Annotated in this window: 16 protein-coding genes and 2 pseudogenes; 6 read left to right on the forward strand and 12 right to left on the reverse strand. The window is 34.9% G+C overall.

Annotated elements, in window-relative coordinates; translation table 11 throughout:
- Positions 1-109: 109 nt before the first annotated feature.
- Positions 110-616, reverse strand: a complete 507-nt coding sequence (locus KBI38_00560) for a nitroreductase family protein (GenBank protein ID MBP8628560.1) — start codon at positions 614-616, stop codon at positions 110-112.
- Between the two features lie 114 nt (positions 617-730).
- On the opposite strand from KBI38_00560, the gene KBI38_00565 reads away from it, so the two are divergent.
- Positions 731-1063, forward strand: a complete 333-nt coding sequence (locus tag KBI38_00565; GenBank protein MBP8628561.1) for a helix-turn-helix transcriptional regulator — start codon at positions 731-733, stop codon at positions 1061-1063.
- 1 nt (position 1064) lies between these two features.
- Here the strand turns inward: KBI38_00565 and KBI38_00570 are convergent, their stop codons facing one another.
- The 4 genes from KBI38_00570 to KBI38_00585 all read right to left on the reverse strand — a co-directional run bounded on the left by KBI38_00570 (position 1065) and on the right by KBI38_00585 (position 3794).
- A complete protein-coding gene (locus KBI38_00570; GenBank protein MBP8628562.1) occupies positions 1065-2339 on the reverse strand; it encodes a DNA polymerase in 1275 nt (424 codons plus the stop codon).
- Complete coding sequence (locus KBI38_00575) at positions 2326-2490, reverse strand: hypothetical protein (protein MBP8628563.1); 165 nt, start codon at positions 2488-2490, stop codon at positions 2326-2328. The genes KBI38_00570 and KBI38_00575 overlap by 14 nt, the downstream gene beginning before the upstream one ends.
- 230 nt (positions 2491-2720) lie before the next feature.
- The gene (locus KBI38_00580) at positions 2721-2870 is read right to left on the reverse strand and encodes a hypothetical protein (protein MBP8628564.1); all 150 of its coding nucleotides are present in this window, start codon (positions 2868-2870) and stop codon (positions 2721-2723) included.
- Positions 2871-2954: 84 nt separating this feature from the next.
- Entirely contained in the window at positions 2955-3794 is an 840-nt protein-coding gene (locus tag KBI38_00585; GenBank protein MBP8628565.1) for a pirin family protein, read from the reverse strand.
- 242 nt (positions 3795-4036) lie between these two features.
- On the opposite strand from KBI38_00585, the pseudogene KBI38_00590 reads away from it, so the two are divergent.
- Together KBI38_00590 and KBI38_00595 are read left to right on the forward strand one after the other, a co-directional pair.
- Positions 4037-4402, forward strand: a pseudogene (locus KBI38_00590) (P-II family nitrogen regulator).
- A gap of 179 nt (positions 4403-4581) precedes the next feature.
- A pseudogene (locus tag KBI38_00595) lies at positions 4582-5877 on the forward strand (ammonium transporter).
- 135 nt (positions 5878-6012) lie between these two features.
- Here the strand turns inward: KBI38_00595 and KBI38_00600 are convergent.
- Both KBI38_00600 and KBI38_00605 read right to left on the reverse strand, forming a co-directional pair.
- Entirely contained in the window at positions 6013-7008 is a 996-nt protein-coding gene (locus KBI38_00600) for a DUF3089 domain-containing protein (GenBank protein MBP8628566.1), read from the reverse strand.
- A gap of 95 nt (positions 7009-7103) precedes the next feature.
- Positions 7104-7949 (reverse strand): sensor domain-containing diguanylate cyclase, encoded by an 846-nt coding sequence (locus tag KBI38_00605; GenBank protein MBP8628567.1) that lies wholly within the window; start codon positions 7947-7949, stop codon positions 7104-7106.
- Between the two features lie 412 nt (positions 7950-8361).
- On the opposite strand from KBI38_00605, the gene KBI38_00610 reads away from it, so the two are divergent.
- Positions 8362-9585, forward strand: coding sequence for an ISL3 family transposase (locus KBI38_00610; GenBank protein ID MBP8628568.1), 1224 nt, complete (start codon positions 8362-8364; stop codon positions 9583-9585).
- A gap of 136 nt (positions 9586-9721) precedes the next feature.
- Here KBI38_00610 and glpK read toward each other — a convergent pair whose 3' ends face one another.
- From glpK to KBI38_00625, 3 genes are all read right to left on the reverse strand, one after another.
- Positions 9722-11218 (reverse strand): glycerol kinase GlpK, encoded by a 1497-nt coding sequence (glpK, locus tag KBI38_00615; GenBank protein ID MBP8628569.1) that lies wholly within the window; start codon positions 11216-11218, stop codon positions 9722-9724.
- A 128-nt stretch (positions 11219-11346) separates the two neighbouring features.
- Positions 11347-12075, reverse strand: coding sequence for an aquaporin family protein (locus KBI38_00620; protein MBP8628570.1), 729 nt, complete (start codon positions 12073-12075; stop codon positions 11347-11349).
- 577 nt (positions 12076-12652) lie between these two features.
- The gene (locus KBI38_00625) at positions 12653-13225 is read right to left on the reverse strand and encodes a glycerol-3-phosphate responsive antiterminator (protein ID MBP8628571.1); all 573 of its coding nucleotides are present in this window, start codon (positions 13223-13225) and stop codon (positions 12653-12655) included.
- Positions 13226-13488: 263 nt separating this feature from the next.
- Here KBI38_00625 and KBI38_00630 point away from each other — a divergent pair, with 263 nt between their 5' ends.
- Positions 13489-14721: an LL-diaminopimelate aminotransferase gene (locus tag KBI38_00630; GenBank protein ID MBP8628572.1), complete on the forward strand. Its 1233-nt coding sequence runs from the start codon at positions 13489-13491 to the stop codon at positions 14719-14721.
- Positions 14722-14758: 37 nt separating this feature from the next.
- Here the strand turns inward: KBI38_00630 and fetB are convergent, their stop codons facing one another.
- Positions 14759-15508, reverse strand: a complete 750-nt coding sequence (gene fetB, locus KBI38_00635; GenBank protein MBP8628573.1) for an iron export ABC transporter permease subunit FetB — start codon at positions 15506-15508, stop codon at positions 14759-14761.
- Complete coding sequence (locus tag KBI38_00640; protein MBP8628574.1) at positions 15505-16206, reverse strand: ATP-binding cassette domain-containing protein; 702 nt, start codon at positions 16204-16206, stop codon at positions 15505-15507. The genes fetB and KBI38_00640 overlap by 4 nt, the downstream gene beginning before the upstream one ends.
- A 65-nt stretch (positions 16207-16271) precedes the next feature.
- Here KBI38_00640 and KBI38_00645 point away from each other — a divergent pair, with 65 nt between their 5' ends.
- Positions 16272-17492, forward strand: a complete 1221-nt coding sequence (locus tag KBI38_00645) for an ATP-binding protein (protein ID MBP8628575.1) — start codon at positions 16272-16274, stop codon at positions 17490-17492.
- Positions 17493-17494 lie beyond the last annotated feature (2 nt).

The raw sequence follows: 17494 nt of genomic DNA on the forward strand, positions 1-17494 counted from the left end.
TTTTTTTTGAAAGATTCAACCATAAAATAAAAAATGCACCTCCAAATATTAGACTTGGTTGTCTAACATTTGGGGTGCACTTCATCTTTAAACTTAGGTGATTTTTATTTTAATATTTTTCATAATGAACTTTATTAGGTTCATAGCGATCAATGTAGTTATTCTTAACATCAGAATATCCAATGGCAACTATCGAAAACGGCATAATTGATTGCGGTAAGTTAAATAAACTTCTGACCTTTTCCATTCTTTCTTCGACTGGTGCAACCCCAAGCCAAACTGTTCCCAAATCAAGTTCAGCAGCCTGTAATAATATGTTTTGAGTTGCTGCTGCCAAGTCTTGCTGTACACATTCCGGAAATTTCACGGTTTCATTTGCTAAATTTCCTAAGACGATAATTGCGACATTACTTTCTTTTACCGGTCCTGTATATGGACTAACTAACCCTAGCTGATTTAACAGCTCTTTCTCCCTAACTACAATAAATTCCCACGACCGTTGATTGCCGGCAGAAGGAGCTTGCATCGCTGCTTTTAATAATTGTTCAATAATACTATTATCAACTTCTTTATTTAAATACTTCCTGATACTACGTCTGGTAAAGATTGAATTCACAATAACCACTACCCTTCCATAAAATATTAATTGTTTGAGCTAATTATATATGCTATTCTCTAAATAAAAAAGTATGCACTTTTTAGTTAGATACTATACTTTAGGAGAGTGACTATGAAAAAACATGACGAAGCATTAACTTTAGAATGTCCAGTAACATATACCTTATCAATTTTAGGTGGCAAATGGAAATGGCTCATTATTTATCTTTTGTTTGAACATAATATTCTTCGCTACGGAGAGTTAAAAAAACGGTTATTAGGAATAACGCATAAAATGTTAAGTCAACAACTCAAAGAGCTTGATGCCGCTAATCTCATCAACCGTAAAGAATATCAACAAATTCCACCTAAAGTCGAGTATTCCTTATCGGAGCAAGGAAAAACGCTATTGCCAATACTAAATTTAATGTGTGAATGGGGCAGAAAAAATCATCCACCAGTATAGCTTACTCACTGCTACCTTTATGTCCGCCAACATAATGTGCTCGTTCTAAAAATGTCCCTCCAGCCAGCGAACCAGCATAAAATATTGATGTTTTACCAAATCTATCACGCAAACTATCCACCACTTGATCAAGGGCGTTTTTTTTAATATCACCACAAAATAATTCCATTTGTTCAACCTTTAGTGAAACTATCTTGCTGGCAGTAATATTAACTGAGCGAACCGGCTGTCCTTGCCACTTTTCGCTAAATTCTCGCCTAGCCAATTCACTAATAACCGCTGTAGAATTTTCCGGTCGACTTAATTTAATCTTTATGGTAAGTTCTTCCGCTAAATTTCTATCAGCATAACCAATACCTAAAAATATTTCATTACACTTTTCTTGATGTTTACGTAGCCTTTCACAAACATCGCCCACCATTTCTTTAATGATTATCAAAATTTCAGCTTTGCTAAAGTAATCTCGCATTAAAGTCTGATTCTTACTATATGATCTATTTTTAACAGGGGCTTTCTCCCTAATAATACTAGCATCTAAGCCCCAAGCATGATAATAAAGTTGCAAGCCCATTATTCCTAAATGTTTTTTAAGTCTATTAGGATCAAAATGTGCCAAATTTTCAATACTATAAATCCCCATTTGCTTTAATTTTTTATCATAGCCTTTTGAAATCCCCCAAAAAGCAGTCATTGGTTTTATCTTCCAGACTGTTTGATCTATACTTTCATAAGACCACCGGGCAATCCAAGGTGGTCTTTTTTTTGCGTCATTATCTAACGCTAATTTTGCTAGCAGCGGATTGTCACCAATGCCAATGCTAACAACTAACCCTAGCTCACTTTTTACTGTTTTTAAAATACGCTGTGCTATTTCTTCCGCTGATCCGAATAATTTTTGATAAGCAGTAACATCTAATATCGCTTCATCAATACTATAGACTTGCAAATCTTCACTAGACACAAACTTTCGAAAAATCTCTTGTATTTTTTTATTAATGTCAAGGTATAGCGCCATATTAGGCTCTACTATCATAATTGGCGATTTTTTTGGTATTTCAAACAATCTGTTACCAGTTTTGATATTGTATTCCGTCTTAACCTTAGGACTACTTGCCAAAACAACTGCACCGGTTCGGTGGCGATCTGATACTACTGCAATATAGGCTTCCAGTGGATCGATTTTTCGTTTAACCGCTTCGACAGAAGCAAAAAATGATTTTACATCAATCCATAACACACTTCGCCTTGGAAAAGCCGAAAAATCAACCAACCCCATTATTACAACCTTCTTGCACTTTTAGTTGTTCACTATGTTCTGATAATAACATTCCTGCCCACTTAACCATTCCTCGATCAACATAAAATACTCTTACCATTTCTTGATAAAGAGGAATCTGTAGTAAATCTACAGTATCATTATTATTCAATCTCATTCACCTCTATAATTATATTATCAGAACATATGTTCTCTGTAAATATTTAGCTAATAAAAAAATTATAGCACCAGCTTAAATAAAATTTTAAGTTGGTGCTATAATTTTTTTATTATTCTTTTTCAGTAACTGCTAACCAAATTTCTCTATAAGTATTTCCATTTTCAACTTTAATTTTGTTTTATAATAATCTGTTTATTAATAATGTCCAAACTACGGATTACTTAGCTTTTCGGTTCAAATTTATCCATTTTTTCTGCTATTTTTTCTAATGATTTTGCAATACTCGCAAATAAATAAAAAAAGTATGCTATTACTCCTAAATAAATCAACATAAAAATAAAGCCAAATCCTGCCATCCCACCATTGTACATCAGAACAACCTCCTTTATTTTTCCTATATATTACATTTCGCTATTTTTTAAAAAATACCTCTATCTTGAAAAGATATTTTAATGCTAATAACCGATGCCTTCTTTTAAAAAAGTTCCATTTTTAAGTTCCGCAAAAGCATTATTTAACTCTTCTTTAGTATTCATTACTATTGGCCCACCCCAAGCCACCGGCTCATTTAGTTGTTCTGAACTGACAAATAAAACTTGAGAATTTTTCTCGGTAGCCTTTAGCTCAACAAAAACTCCGGTCGTTAGCCTTACTGCTGTTTTTTCAGCTATTAACTCCCCGCCAACATAAACTTCGCCACTTAAGGTAAATAACAACACTGCTTTATCTCTTTCCGTATTGATAATAAGGCTAGCGTTAGCATTCAAGTGGATATCATAATAATCAAGTGGTAGATATTTACTCATAAACCCTCGTTTATTAGAAAATTCCCCCGCTAATAATCTAAGTTTGCCACTGTCCAATATTATTTCTTCAATTTCACTATTTTTAATACTACGATATTCCGGTGCTACCATTTTATTTTTCGCTGAAAGATTAAGCCACAACTGAACCCCTAATAACCTTTCACTTGCCGGTAATTTTTCTTCATGTAAAATTCCTGAGCCAGCAGTCATCCATTGCACTTCTCCGTCTGTAATAGTATCTTCATTTCCCAAACTATCACGGTGCGTCATTTTTCCGCGATATACATAACTAATAGTTTCGATCCCTCGGTGCGGATGTAGTGGAAACCCTGCAGTATAATCACTAGGATTAATACTATCAAAAGAGTCTAACATTAAAATAGGGTCATAGGTTTCAACTGTACTAAGCCCTAATACCCTTACTAAATTAACCCCTGCTCCATCTTGTGTTTTAAAACCAGTCACCTTTTGCTTAACTTTTCGTTCCATAAGGTTATCCTCCTTTTATTACACTATTACCTGAAACTTTAAAACTCATTATTACTATAACTCTAATATAAATATTTTATCATTATTTTTCTGTTATTACCATTTTTTTGAATTGAATGATTTTAAAATATTTTTCACAAAGAAACTGTTACTATATTGTCAGCCAATGATACTTAGTTTAAAATTATAGTTGTGATTAATTATTTAAAAGTTAAAACTTATACTGCAAGGGAGAAATGACAATGCATAAAATTACCAAAATTGATATAATTACTCGTCCCAATAAACTCTAAGACTTGAAAGAAGCATTAAATGAAATTGGCGTTACAGGAATGACTGTAAGTCAGGTCTATGGCTATGGTCTTACTAAGGGTCATACCGAAATATACCGCGGTAAAGAGTACACTATCAATTTACAACCAAAAGTAAAAGTTGAAACAGTAGTCTGTGAAGTGCCCGTAGAAAAAGTTCTTAAGGCTGCGCAAAAAGTGTTGCGAACCGGTAAAATTGGTGATGGTAAAATTTTTGTATATAATCTCGAAAATGCAGTGCGTATTCGTACTGGTGAAGAAGGGCCTAGTGCCATTATGGATCCACAAGACAGTTAAACTTGTTATAAATAGTTCTTCTTTTTATTTTAACATCTATGCTATAATACATTGAATTAAGGCAACGAAGCCAAACTTAGCAAATTTGTGTCACATCACAAATTTGCTAAGTTTGGCTTTTTTTTTATGTCTTTAATAAATTTGCACATTTTACCATTATAAAGTTGGAGGTATTAACAATGGAAATTACAACTCAATCATTAGCAGTCGGATTAGATACAGTATGGGTATTACTCTGTGCTGCCTTAGTATTTTTTATGGAAGCTGGTTTTGCCGCTTTGGAGGCAGGTTTAATTCATAGCCGTAATTCATTAAATATTATGATGAAAGTTCTTATGGATTGTACGGTTGGTCTTATTGGATTTTTTCTCTTTGGTTTTGCTCTAATGTATGGTGCCGACAAATTTGGGATGATTGGTACCAGCGGATTTTTTTTACAAGGTGATTTCAGTCATCTCGGTTTAAAAATACCAATTTATGCCTTTTGATTATTCCAAGCTGCTTTTGCCATCGCGATGGCAACAATAATTTCTGGAGCAGTAGCTGAACGCATGAAATTTTCTCCTTATTTAGTCTTTTCATTAATTGCTACGGTGTTTATCTACCCACTTGCCGGTCATTGGGTTTGGAGTCCTGATGGTTGGTTAAATAAAATAGGGATGTTAGATTTTGCGGGATCAGCAGTTGTACATTCCTTAGGCGGTTGGGGAGCTCTCGCTGCTGCTTTAGTACTTGGACCACGTAGTGGTAAATATAATCGTGATGGTTCTATGAATGTTATGCCCGGTCATAATCTGCCACTAGCAGCGTTAGGGGCTTTTATCTTATGGTTTGGTTGGTTTGGCTTTAATCCCGGAAGTACCTTGTCCGGTCTTGATTTAAATATTGCTCGTATTGCTATAAATACTAACTTAGCAGCAGCTGCCGGTGGTACCGCGGCGGCCTTATTCACACTTTTCCGTTATGGCAAAGCCGATCCAAGTATGGGCATCAACGGATCTTTAGGTGGTCTTGTCGCTATTACCGCAGGGTGCGCTTATGTTGAGCCTATAAGTTCTTTAATTATTGGGGCTATTGCCGGTATGCTAATAGTAATTGCTGTACCATTTTTTGATCGTATGAAAGCAGATGACCCTGTTGGTGCAATTGCAGTACATGGTGTTTGCGGTACCTTTGGAACACTTGCTGTTGGTATTTTCGCTGAAAAGGGCGGTTTCTTATATGGCGGTGGATTCCACTTACTTAGCGTACAAGCCCTTGGAGTGTTAGCAATTTCACTATGGGGTTTCGCCACAACTTATGCTTTATTCTATGCAATGAAGAAAACTGTTGGTATTAGAGTAACTTTAGATGAAGAAACTGAAGGCTTAGATTTAGCTGAACATGGGATGGCTGCTTACAATGAAATGGAATACAATCCCTTTGCAACAGTTCAAAACCTTGGCGGTAAAATGACACCTAACAATTTTAAATAATTTTCAAATTAATAATTAAGCTATTACATCTTTGGCTGATAATAAAATTTTATTATCAGCCATTTTTTATATAAAAAAGTGCTTACTACAAGGTAAGCACTTCAGACAAAGCAACCGATAGTCTAGTAAACATAATCAAGAAGCTTGTTTGAGCTTATGACTTTCCATAAAGGCATCTATTCTTTGATTTACATTTTCTTTTAAATTTTGGTAGAAAAAAAGATAATCATACATATGAAAAACCCCTGGCTGAAAAACATCCAACACCGGCGGATAATCTATTGTATTAACATTAATTACTTTTAAAGTTCCCCGCTTCTTATCTAAATAAGCACCCGTAAAAGCAGGAACTGCTTTTATAACTTTCCCGTCATAGTCGGTAAAAACAGCACCTTTATTTAAGGATTTATCAGCGTAAGTATCAGTAGTAGTCCAGTTTAGCGGATTTATCCCTAATGTCATATCCGGCACTAATAATGATGTTTTTATGTCCTCAGCTTCAGTGTTAAATGAAACAATAACGCCTATATCTCGTTCGCCCTGCGCCATTTTAAGTTGTGGATAATTCTTAACCTCTTTTGGCGTAACTCTCCAGCCGATAGCATATGCGGCAACTAAGCGGTCTTGTAGACTTTTATCATGGTACACATCTTTTAGCAATCGCAATACCATATCAGCACCTTGACTAAAACCGGCCAATACAATCGGCCTTCCTTGATTAAAATGCTCCAAGTAGTATAAAAACGCAGCCTTAACATCTTGATAAGCTAAATCAAAGCATGGCGCCTCCGTTAGCGGAGCAACTTTATAAGCAAAAAGCGATACCTGTCGATAATAAGGGGCATAAAAATTTGCTTGTTGAGCATAAATGTCTTTTTCCATATTGATTGCCCCGATAAAATTACGACGTAAAGTGCTATCATCCAAATTCATGTTAAGCTGGTTCTCATTCCCCAAACACACCGTTGGCGCAATGAAAAACACATCAACATCATAGGCAGATTTTTCAATCGGTGCATAAGCCCAATTGTTGCCATCTCCATAGTTTATATTTTTTTCCTTGGCATATCCCACAGTACCAAATAGGAGGCATACCAAGCATACCCCTAAAAATATTTTAATTTTTTTCATTAGCTCTCCCCTAAGCAAAGCTTATATACTTTACCTCGCTTGCAGTACATCAATATACTTTAAAATGCTTCATAACCTATCCCGCATTTGTTTGCTTAACAATCTTCACCCAGCACTTTTACGCAATTTTTCCCTGAATGCTTAGCAAAATAAAGACTCTGATCAGCCCGCTTAATAAGGTCAAGTACATTATCATCGCCTTCCTTCAGGCAACCGATTCCACAACTAACCGTTACAGCAATTACCGCTCCGCCAGCTGCCTCTAGGCAAATCTGTAAGGCCGCAATTTCGCTACGAATACGCTCCGCTATACCAATTGCTTCGTCTGTATCGCCATGAGGTGCAGCGATAATAAATTCCTCTCCACCATATCTCCCACAAATATCGCGCTCCCTAATACTGCCCTTGATGATTTTCGCAATCCTGCGCAAAACTTGATCACCGGCAATATGCCCATAAAGATCATTTACCTTCTTGAAATCATCAATATCCAGCATAATTACTGCCAGATTGCCCCCTTGCTGGTGGGCAAGTTTCCAGGCACTCTGTAGTAATTGGTCAAAATAATATCGATTAAAAATTTGACAGAGTCCATCAATTTGCGCCTGTTCTCTCAGCATAACCCCCTCAATCTTCTCGGTAACATCCATACAACTACCAATATATCCAACAAAATTTTTATCATCATCATACACGGGAACACCACGATCATTAATCCAGCGGTACTCGCCATCAAAGCGACGCAAACGGTATTCCATTTCAAACGACTCCCGCTTTGCAAAAGCATCCATATAAATTTTCATACATCGATTCAGATCATCAGCATGCACACCTTCAGTCCACCCATTGCCAAACTCCTGCTCTAGTGTTCTATTGGTAAATTTCAGCCAAGTTTGATTAAAATAATGACATTTACCATCTGTTCCTGCCCGCCATATCATATTGGGTGACGATTCAACAATAAGTTTATACTCCTTTAAATCCAGTTCCATCGCTCCACCTCATTCCAAACTCTTGCACTGCCATTACAGCAATATGATTTTGGTATAATATTCTCCATTTTAAATTAAAACCCTTTGTCCATTGTTATTTTATATTATACAAGATAATTATTTACAGGAACTGAAAAGCTTCGATGAAAAGTAGAAACTACACTCCAAACATACTCTCATTTATACCCAAATAAAATAGTGAAGTTGCCGAAAAACTTGAAGAAATAAACGGCTCTATAATAAATGTTGTGGTCTTGATGAAAATCAAGGCTACAACATTTATTTTTTTTGCGCACTAAAAAACATGACAAATTCCTGATAAAATATTAATCGCCAAACTAATACTTTAAGGAGGGTTGTCATGTTTAAATTAGATTTTATCACATCTATTCTTCATTTACCAGAACGTAGTCTTCGCCTCATAAAGGATAATACTTTTATTCTCACACTTCCTGTTGTTTTACACAAATGTCCTCATTGTAATAAACCTACTACCAGGATTCACAGTTATCGTAATCAACCAGTAAAATCTGTTTTTCTTTTTAAAACCAATTACTCACTTATTTACCGTAAACGTCGTTACTTTTGTAATCAATGTTTAAAGCCTTTTTCTGAATTAAATAATTTTATTTCTAGATACCAGCGTATGTCAAAAGCCACTATTACTTCTCTTGTTAATGAACATGGTTTTCTTTCTTCTTCAACCGACATCGCAAGACGCTTTAATATATCTACTACTACAGTTCAACGTATATTCAAACATATTGTACCTGATTCAAATAAGCTTTCTTCTGCTATATCTATTGATGAATTTAAAGGTAATGCCGGCGCTAAGTTTCAAGTAGTTATTAATGATTTAGTAAATTACAATTGTCTAAATATTATTGAAGATCGTTCGCCAGATATTTTATATGCTAAAATTTTAGAGTATCCTTTGGCAGAACGTCTTAAAGTTCGTCATGTAAGTATTGATTTAAGTCCAGCTTTTAAAAAGATGGTGGAAGAATGTTTCCCTAATGCTAAAATTGCGGCAGATAAATTTCATACAGTTCGCATGGCAAATGATGCACTAGATACTATTCGTAAAGAGTTACAAAATACTTTGCCAAAAGAGCAACGTAAATATTTCAAACGGTCTAAATACTTACTGCTAAGTCGTGAGAAAAATTTAAAAACTGATAATGATAGAACTGCTTTGCAGATAATGCTTAACTATTCGGACAAGCTTTCAGCTGCTTATGCATTAAAAGAAGCTTATTTTAATATTATGGACAGTAAAGATAGTAAAGAATTTACTGCATGCTTAAAACAATTTCAGCTAGCAGTAGAAAAGCAGGAATTAAAGCCATTTCAAAAATTACTAAAGACAACAATAAGATGGAAGAGTGAGATTATTCATGCAATAGCAACTGGATATAATAATGGTTTTACTGAAGGATGTAATACGACCATAAAAAACTTAAAACGTATTTGCTATAGTTTTAGAAGCTTTGTAAATTTCAAACGGCGAATTATATTTTTATTAAATAACCCTGACCGTAAAAACCAACGAAAACATCGAGACTCTATAGGATTTTGTGCATGAAAAACCGGACAGAAAATATTTCTGTCCGGTATAGACCACAACATTTGACAAAGAGCCATATTTTTGTAAAAAATAAGGGTACATATCTTAGATATGTACCCTTATAATTATTTAATTTATAGCTAAACGATTTAGATTATTCTTCCCAATCCATTGAACGTTTAACAGCTTTTTGCCAACCAGCATATAATTTAGCGCGTTCTTCAGCACCCATAGTAGGCTCGAAACGTCTATTTAATTGCCAGTTTTGGATTAAGTCTTCTTTGTTAGCCCAAACACCAACTGCAAGACCTGCTAAGTAAGCAGCACCTAATGCAGTAGTTTCAGTAACAACTGGACGATCTACAGGAACGCCTAAAATATCACTTTGGAATTGCATTAATAAGTTATTAGCAACAGCGCCACCATCAACTTTTAATGCTTGTAATTTGATTCCTGAATCAGCTTCCATTGCACCTAAAACGTCTTTAGTTTGGTAAGCCATTGAATCAAGAGTAGCACGGATAATGTGGCCTTTAGTTGTACCACGAGTTAAACCAAGGATTGCCCCACGAGCTTTCATATCCCAGTAAGGAGCTCCTAAGCCAACGAATGCAGGTACTACATATACGCCTTCAGCATCAGTAACTTTACCAGCATAGTACTCTGAATCTTGTGCTGCTTCGATAGCTTTTAAGCCATCACGTAACCATTGTACAGCAGAACCAGCTACGAAGATACTACCTTCTAAAGCGTATTCAACTTTGCCTTCAATACCCCAAGCAATAGTTGTTAATAGACCATTTTTGGAAGTATATAATTCGCTACCAGTGTTCATAAGCATGAAACAACCTGTACCATAAGTGTTTTTAGCCATACCAGGTCTGAAGCAAGTTTGTCCAAATAATGCAGCTTGTTGGTCACCAGCAGCACCAGCGATTGGAATCTCAGCACCTTGGAATACTGCAGGAGCAGTTAAGCCATAAACTTCACTGGAAGGACGAACTTCTGGAAGCATTGATTTTGGAACTGTAAGAATTTCTAATAATTCGTCATCCCATTTAAGATCACGGATATTGTACATTAATGTACGAGAAGCATTTGAATAGTCAGTTACATGAACTTTACCACCGGATAATTTCCAAATTAACCAAGTGTCAATTGTTCCGAATAATAACTCGCCAGCTTCAGCTTTAGCGCGAGCACCTTCAACATTGTCTAAAATCCATTTAACTTTTGTTCCGGAGAAGTAAGCATCAACAACAAGACCAGTTTTTTGTCTGAATTTATCTGCTAATCCTTTAGCTTTGATATCATCACAAATAGCCATTGTTTGACGTGATTGCCATACAATTGCGTTGTATACTGGTTTACCTGTAGCTTTTTCCCAAACAACAGTAGTTTCACGTTGGTTAGTGATACCGATTGCAGCGATTTCGCTTGGGTCAATACCAGCGTTAGCTATAACTTCAGCCATTGTTCCGATTTGAGTTGACCAAATTTCATTTGCATTATGTTCAACCCAACCTGGTTTAGGGAAAATTTGAGTGAATTCTTTTTGTGCAACAGCAACGATATTTGAAGTTTCATCAAATAAAATTGATCTCGAGCTAGTAGTACCTTGGTCTAAAGCTAATACATACTTTTTAGTCATAATCTCTCAGCAACTCCTCAAAAATATTATTTTTTTAATTTTTATTTTTTAGTGGGGATATAGATATTATCTTTATCCCCACTTTAAAATACAGTTGAACTTTTTAATTGTAAGTTATCGGTAACAGATTAGAATAAACCTACTGCTTTACCAACAACGAATGCAAGAACTGCACCAACCATAGGACCAACTACAGGAACCATTGCATAACCCCAATCGGAGCTACCTTTACCAGCGATAGGAAGGATAGCATGCGCAATACGAGGACCAAGGTCACGAGCTGGGTTTAAAGCATAACCAGTAGGACCACCTAAGCTTAAGCCTAGAGCCCAGATTAACATAGCTACTAAGTAAGGACCAAAACCTGCAGGGAATTTACCATTGTTAGCATGGAAGATTGCAAAAATCATAAGAATTAGCATTGCAGTTGCAATAATTTCACAAAGAAGGTTTGCACCAGTATTGCGAATTGCAGGACCAGTTGCGAATACTGCTAATTTTAAACCAGCATCTTCTGTAGCTTCCCAATGTGGTAAGTATACTAACCAACAAACGATCGCACCAACGATACCACCGCAAAGTTCAGCAATCATAGTCATAACTGCTTGGTTTGCACTATAAACACCCATCATAGTTTTTGCTAAAGTAACAGCTGGGTTTAAGTCAGCTTGTGGAGCACCAGTAGCAATAGCTGTGAATACACCTAATAATACCGCAAAAGCCCATCCAGTAGTGATAACAATCCAACCACTGTTTTGACCTTTTGAATTTGTTAAAAGAACGTTAGCAACAACGCCACAACCGAAAATAAGTAATACCGCAGTTCCTAAAAACTCGCCTAAAAGATTTTCGTACATTAAAAAACCCTCCATCATAAATATAATTTTAAAATAATTCCTAACCTGAACTTCCCCGGCACTGCCGTCACTTTATAACAGCTACTACCAACCCCTCTCAATGAATTTTGTAATATACGGCGTATTTACAGAGAAACCACCAAGAGATGCTTGATGGTCAAAAATTTAGCATTACTCTCTTTTAGTTCCGCCTATATATTAATTTAAAATTAAATCCTTAAACATTATACCATAAAATATATTTTTTAGCAAAAAAAACTTTTTTAGTATTTTTCTACTAATTATGGTTATAAAAAAACACCAAAGAGATTTTGATGCTACACTTACTATTAGTAGTAAGTTGTTTGGAATAATCTCTCTTTTATTACTCCCAAATCAATATCTCATTTTCTTGTTAATATACATATTCGACATCTTTTTTAAAATTCCTGCCGATATTTATATTTTTTTTTATAATTGCATCATTTTTTAATTTGATGCAATTATAAAGTTCTTCATTATCTTTATGATTATATAATTAGACAAAAACTTTCAAAATCCTTCTTTTATTTGAATTATTTTTTTATTTTTTGTCTAATTAACTCCAAAGCTCTTTTTTGCTGGTACTAACAGCATGAATACCGTTATCTAAGGCATGCTGTACATCTTCCATTGTATTCATCAGCCCACCAGCTAATATCGGCAAACTTGTTTCACGATATAATTCGTCAATTATACTTTTTGGCACTGATGCCGGCAAAATTTCAACCGCATCCGGTTTGCAACTTCTCAATAAGTTAATTCCTGATTTCAAAGCCTCGGAATCCATTACAAAGAAACGTTGAATTACTATCATACCTTCTTCGCGGGCAAACTTAACTAATTGTGGTTTAGTGGTAATCGCGCCTGTTACACCCAATCGTGCCAAATAGCGAATTCCAGCTTTATCTTTACCAATACCGCCTAATAAGTCTAAATGTACCAAAATACGCTTATTATGTTTTTGCGCTTCTTGAATAATAGATGGCAATACGATAATATCGCCAAACAATAATATAATACTGATTGATTTAGTATTATTAATGGCATATTTAAAATCATCAACAGTTCTAACAGCAGGGATTATTGCCCCTTCTTCAAAGATTTTATCACATATACTTTTTTGTACCATTTTACTCACTCTCTTATTATAAATATTGACTAACTATAAACTTTCGTCAAAATAGTCTAATTTCCTTCATTTAGGTGTATTTATTTTTAACGAACTAATATTTTTCTGTTTTTTGTTTCAACACAAAACTATTTTATCATAAAACTACAAAATTCCAAACCATAAATTCAAAAATAAATAAAGATTTTATTAATGTTGGTTTTTATTTACTAATCCTGTATAATATATCATTATCTTATTTATTTTGAGGAGGTACTATTTTTATGGCTTTAATTAATGAAAACTATTTAAAACTACCTGGCAGTTATCTCTTTTCCGAGATTGCTCGTCGCGTTAACACTTTTAAAAACGAAAATCCAGACGCTGACATTATCAGATTAGGAATTGGTGATGTTACCAAACCTCTTCCTGAAGCATGTATTAAAGCAATGCATGAAGCAGTTGATGAAATGTCAAACCCTGCAACATTTCGTGGTTATGGTCCTGAGCAAGGCTATGAATTCTTAATTCAAAAAATCATTGAATGTGAGTATACTACCCGTAATGTTGATATTGCTATGGATGAAGTATTTGTTAGCGATGGTTCAAAAAGCGATGTTGGAAATATCCAAGAAATCTTCGGTACAGATAATATTGTAGCAATCACTGATCCGGTTTATCCTGTATATTTAGATACTAATGTTATGGCTGGCAGAACCGGAATTTTAAAAGACGGTGTTTTTGAAGGGGTTAAATACCTTCCTTGCAATGCTGAAAACAACTTTACCCCTGAGCTTCCTACTGAAAAAGTTGATCTTATTTATTTATGTTGTCCCAACAATCCCACTGGTACAACCTTATCAAAAGCTGAACTGAAAAAATGGGTTGATTATGCTAAGGCTAACTCTGCTATTATTTTATTTGACGCTGCTTATTCAGCTTATATCACTGAAGATGATGTTCCTCGTTCGATTTTTGAAATTGAAGGAGCTAAAGAGGTCGCGATTGAATTTAAATCATTTTCTAAAACTGCTGGTTTTACCGGTACGCGTTGCGCCTTTACTGTCATTCCTAAAACAGTTATGGGAAAAACTAAAAATGGTGAAAACATTCCATTAAATCAATTATGGAATCGTCGTCACACTACTAAATTCAATGGAACTCCTTACATCATTCAAAAAGGTGCTTGTGCGGTTTATTCTCCAGAAGGTTTAGCACAAACTAAAGAAATGATTAGTTATTATATGACAAATGCTAAAATAATCCGCGAAGGCTTAATCAGGGCCGGCATTACTGCTTTTGGTGGCGTAAATGCCCCTTACATTTGGCTCAAAACTCCTAACAATTTAGATTCATGGAGTTTCTTTGATAAATTATTACAAGAAGCTCATATTGTAGGAACTCCGGGAACAGGCTTCGGTCCAGCCGGTGAAGGTTATTTCCGTTTAACAGCCTTCGGCAATAGAGAAAACACTGAAAAAGCAATTGAACGAATTAAAACAAGATTATCATTATAATAATAAAAACGTTGGCGTCTAATCACGCCAACGTTTTTTATATGTTTTTTAGTTGAGCCTTATCCGTAAAGAAAACCCGATATGCCCAAAAGCTAGCGATAAACGCTGTTATAGTTACCGCTCCACTAAGCATAAACGCTACCATTACCTGATATTTTATGGCATTAGTCGGTTCAATCCCAGCTAAAATGAGTCCAGTCATCATTCCCGGCAACTGCACAATTCCTAATGTTTTCATAGAATCTACCGTTGGTAGCATTGCGGTTTTTATACTATCACTAATAATAGGCTTTACCGCTTGATACGGACTAGCCCCTAAGCACAATTTAGTTTCAATTTCATCTTTAGAATTTTTAATACTGCTTTGTAAGTTTTTCAGTAGCAAACTCATTGCCACCATAGAGTTACCAACCACCATTCCACTGACTGGTATAGCTTGGGCCGGTTGATAACTTATCGCCTGAACCAATAATAATATCCCCAAAGTGACTACAAGACCGCTTAAAATAGCGACAAAAGAAATTATTTTCGCTTTTTTTAAACCACCACCTCGCTTCGCGGCTACCATCGTCGCATTATAAACCATACCAATTAAAATAACCGTCGTTAAAAAATAATTATCAATTTCAAAAACATATTTCAACACTACCCCGATTAGCGATAATTGTATTACAGCCCTAACACTGCCAATCAATAAATCCTTTTCTAAGCCAACCTTCCCTTTATAAGAAAGAATCATCGCAATTATTATTAAACTATAGGTCAGCACCAATGATAACTCGCTCATTTTATAATCCTTTCCTTAAAAAAGTTTGTCACTGTCGTAAACTCTTTTATAACGCCCTCTTCCATATAAATAACTTTTTGTGCCAATCTTTTCGCTTGTTCATTATTATGGCTGATAAAGATAACAGTCAGTTCATTGTTTTCATTTTCATATTTTATTAATTCTTCGATCAATAGCGTATTATCTTCGTCTAACGCTGATGTTACCTCGTCCAGCAAAATTATCTCCGGTTCTAACAATAATGTCCGCACTAGCGAAATTCGCTGTTGCTCGCCCCCAGATAATTCATTGGGCTTTTTTTCTAAAATATCTGGTTTTAAATTAACCTTTTTTAAGTAAAACTCCACCAAATTTATATCAAAAACTTTTTGGTGTAGTTCACAAGGATATTTCAAGTTCTCCATAACATCATTACCAAACAGCGTCGGTTTTTGTAAAACGTACCCAATTTTCTTACGCAAGGCCATCGGACTTATTTCTTGAATATCATTATTATGATATTTTATTTGCCCGCAACTTGGAGTATTAAGCATATTAATACTTTTTAGCAGTGACGACTTTCCTGAACCAGAAGGCCCAAGCAAAGCAATTATTTCTTTTTTTTGAACCGTAAAACTTATATCTTTGAGGATTTTCACAGTGCCAATTTCCAAGTTTAAATTTTCAATTTTTAATATTTCTTTATTATTTTTCATCATTACACCTGTTTACTTTATTTTCTTTATCAGTTATACTCACAATATTATTTTAGGAGGTTTTAATTATGTTAAATACCATTAAAAACTTAGTAGTCTTTCAAAACATCGCTCAAGATAATCTTATCAAAGAATGTTTGTCTTGTCTGCATACCCCTTTAGCCTCAGCTAAGGCTCCTTTAATCAATAATTTTATCATAGTGGCAGAAAAGCTAAGTTTAAAGGATAACCTTTTACGTAGTTACCTGATTTATTTACTCTCCCAAAAACATAATATCATTGCAGAGTTAGTGATGCAGGATTATGTTATTGGCACTAGCTTAAAACAAGCTTTACTCAGTGATATGGTGATATTAACGCAGCTTTTAACGATGCTACCTTCCTCTTTTTTAGACTCAGTGATCTTAGATGATTACACCCCTTCTGTTAACAATCACAACCAAGCTTTTAACAGTTTATATCACAACATTAAAAATTCCTTGTCGACAATAACCCCTGAAAGTTTAAGCCAAATATTAATAGAGCATTATCAAACTTATGGCATTGGTGATTTATCTAATTATAAGGCATTTCGTTGGGATAAGGAAAAAACCCTGCTAGGCATTAAAAATTTTGACAAAATAACTTTTAATGATTTAGTAGGTTATGAGCGACAAAAAAATATTCTTCTTGCCAACACATTAGCCTTTGTCAATAAAAAACCTGCTAATAATGTTCTCCTAATTGGTTCTCGTGGCACCGGAAAATCTTCTTCCGTAAAAGCCTTAGCTAACTTATATTTCACTGAAGGCTTGCGTTTATTAGAAATTTCTAAAGCGCAGCTTTGTCAATTACCAGAGATTATGGATTATTTACGTAATACCAATAAAAGGTTTATTATCTTCTTAGATGATTTATCATTTGAGGATTATGAAGTAGAGTACAAATATCTAAAATCAATCATTGAAGGTGGCGTTGAAGCTAAACCTGATAATGTGTTAATTTATGCAACCTCAAATCGTCGCCATCTTATTAAAGAAACTTGGGATGATCGACCGGAGCATAATGAAATACACACTAATGATAGTATCAATGAAAAAATATCTTTATCTGATAGATTTGGCATAACCTTGACTTATCTGTCACCTAATCAAGAGGAATATCTTGATATCGTTTTTGCTTTAGCAAAAAAACATAACATTGTTACTTCTGATTTACGTCAAGAAGCCTTGAAATGGGAAATGAGTCATTCCGGTCGTTCCGGCAGAGTTGCTAAGCAATTTATTGATAATCTCCTCGGTCATAATTAATA

This window comes from Negativicutes bacterium (genome assembly GCA_018052945.1).
GTDB lineage: Bacteria > Bacillota > Negativicutes > JAGPMH01 > JAGPMH01 > JAGPMH01.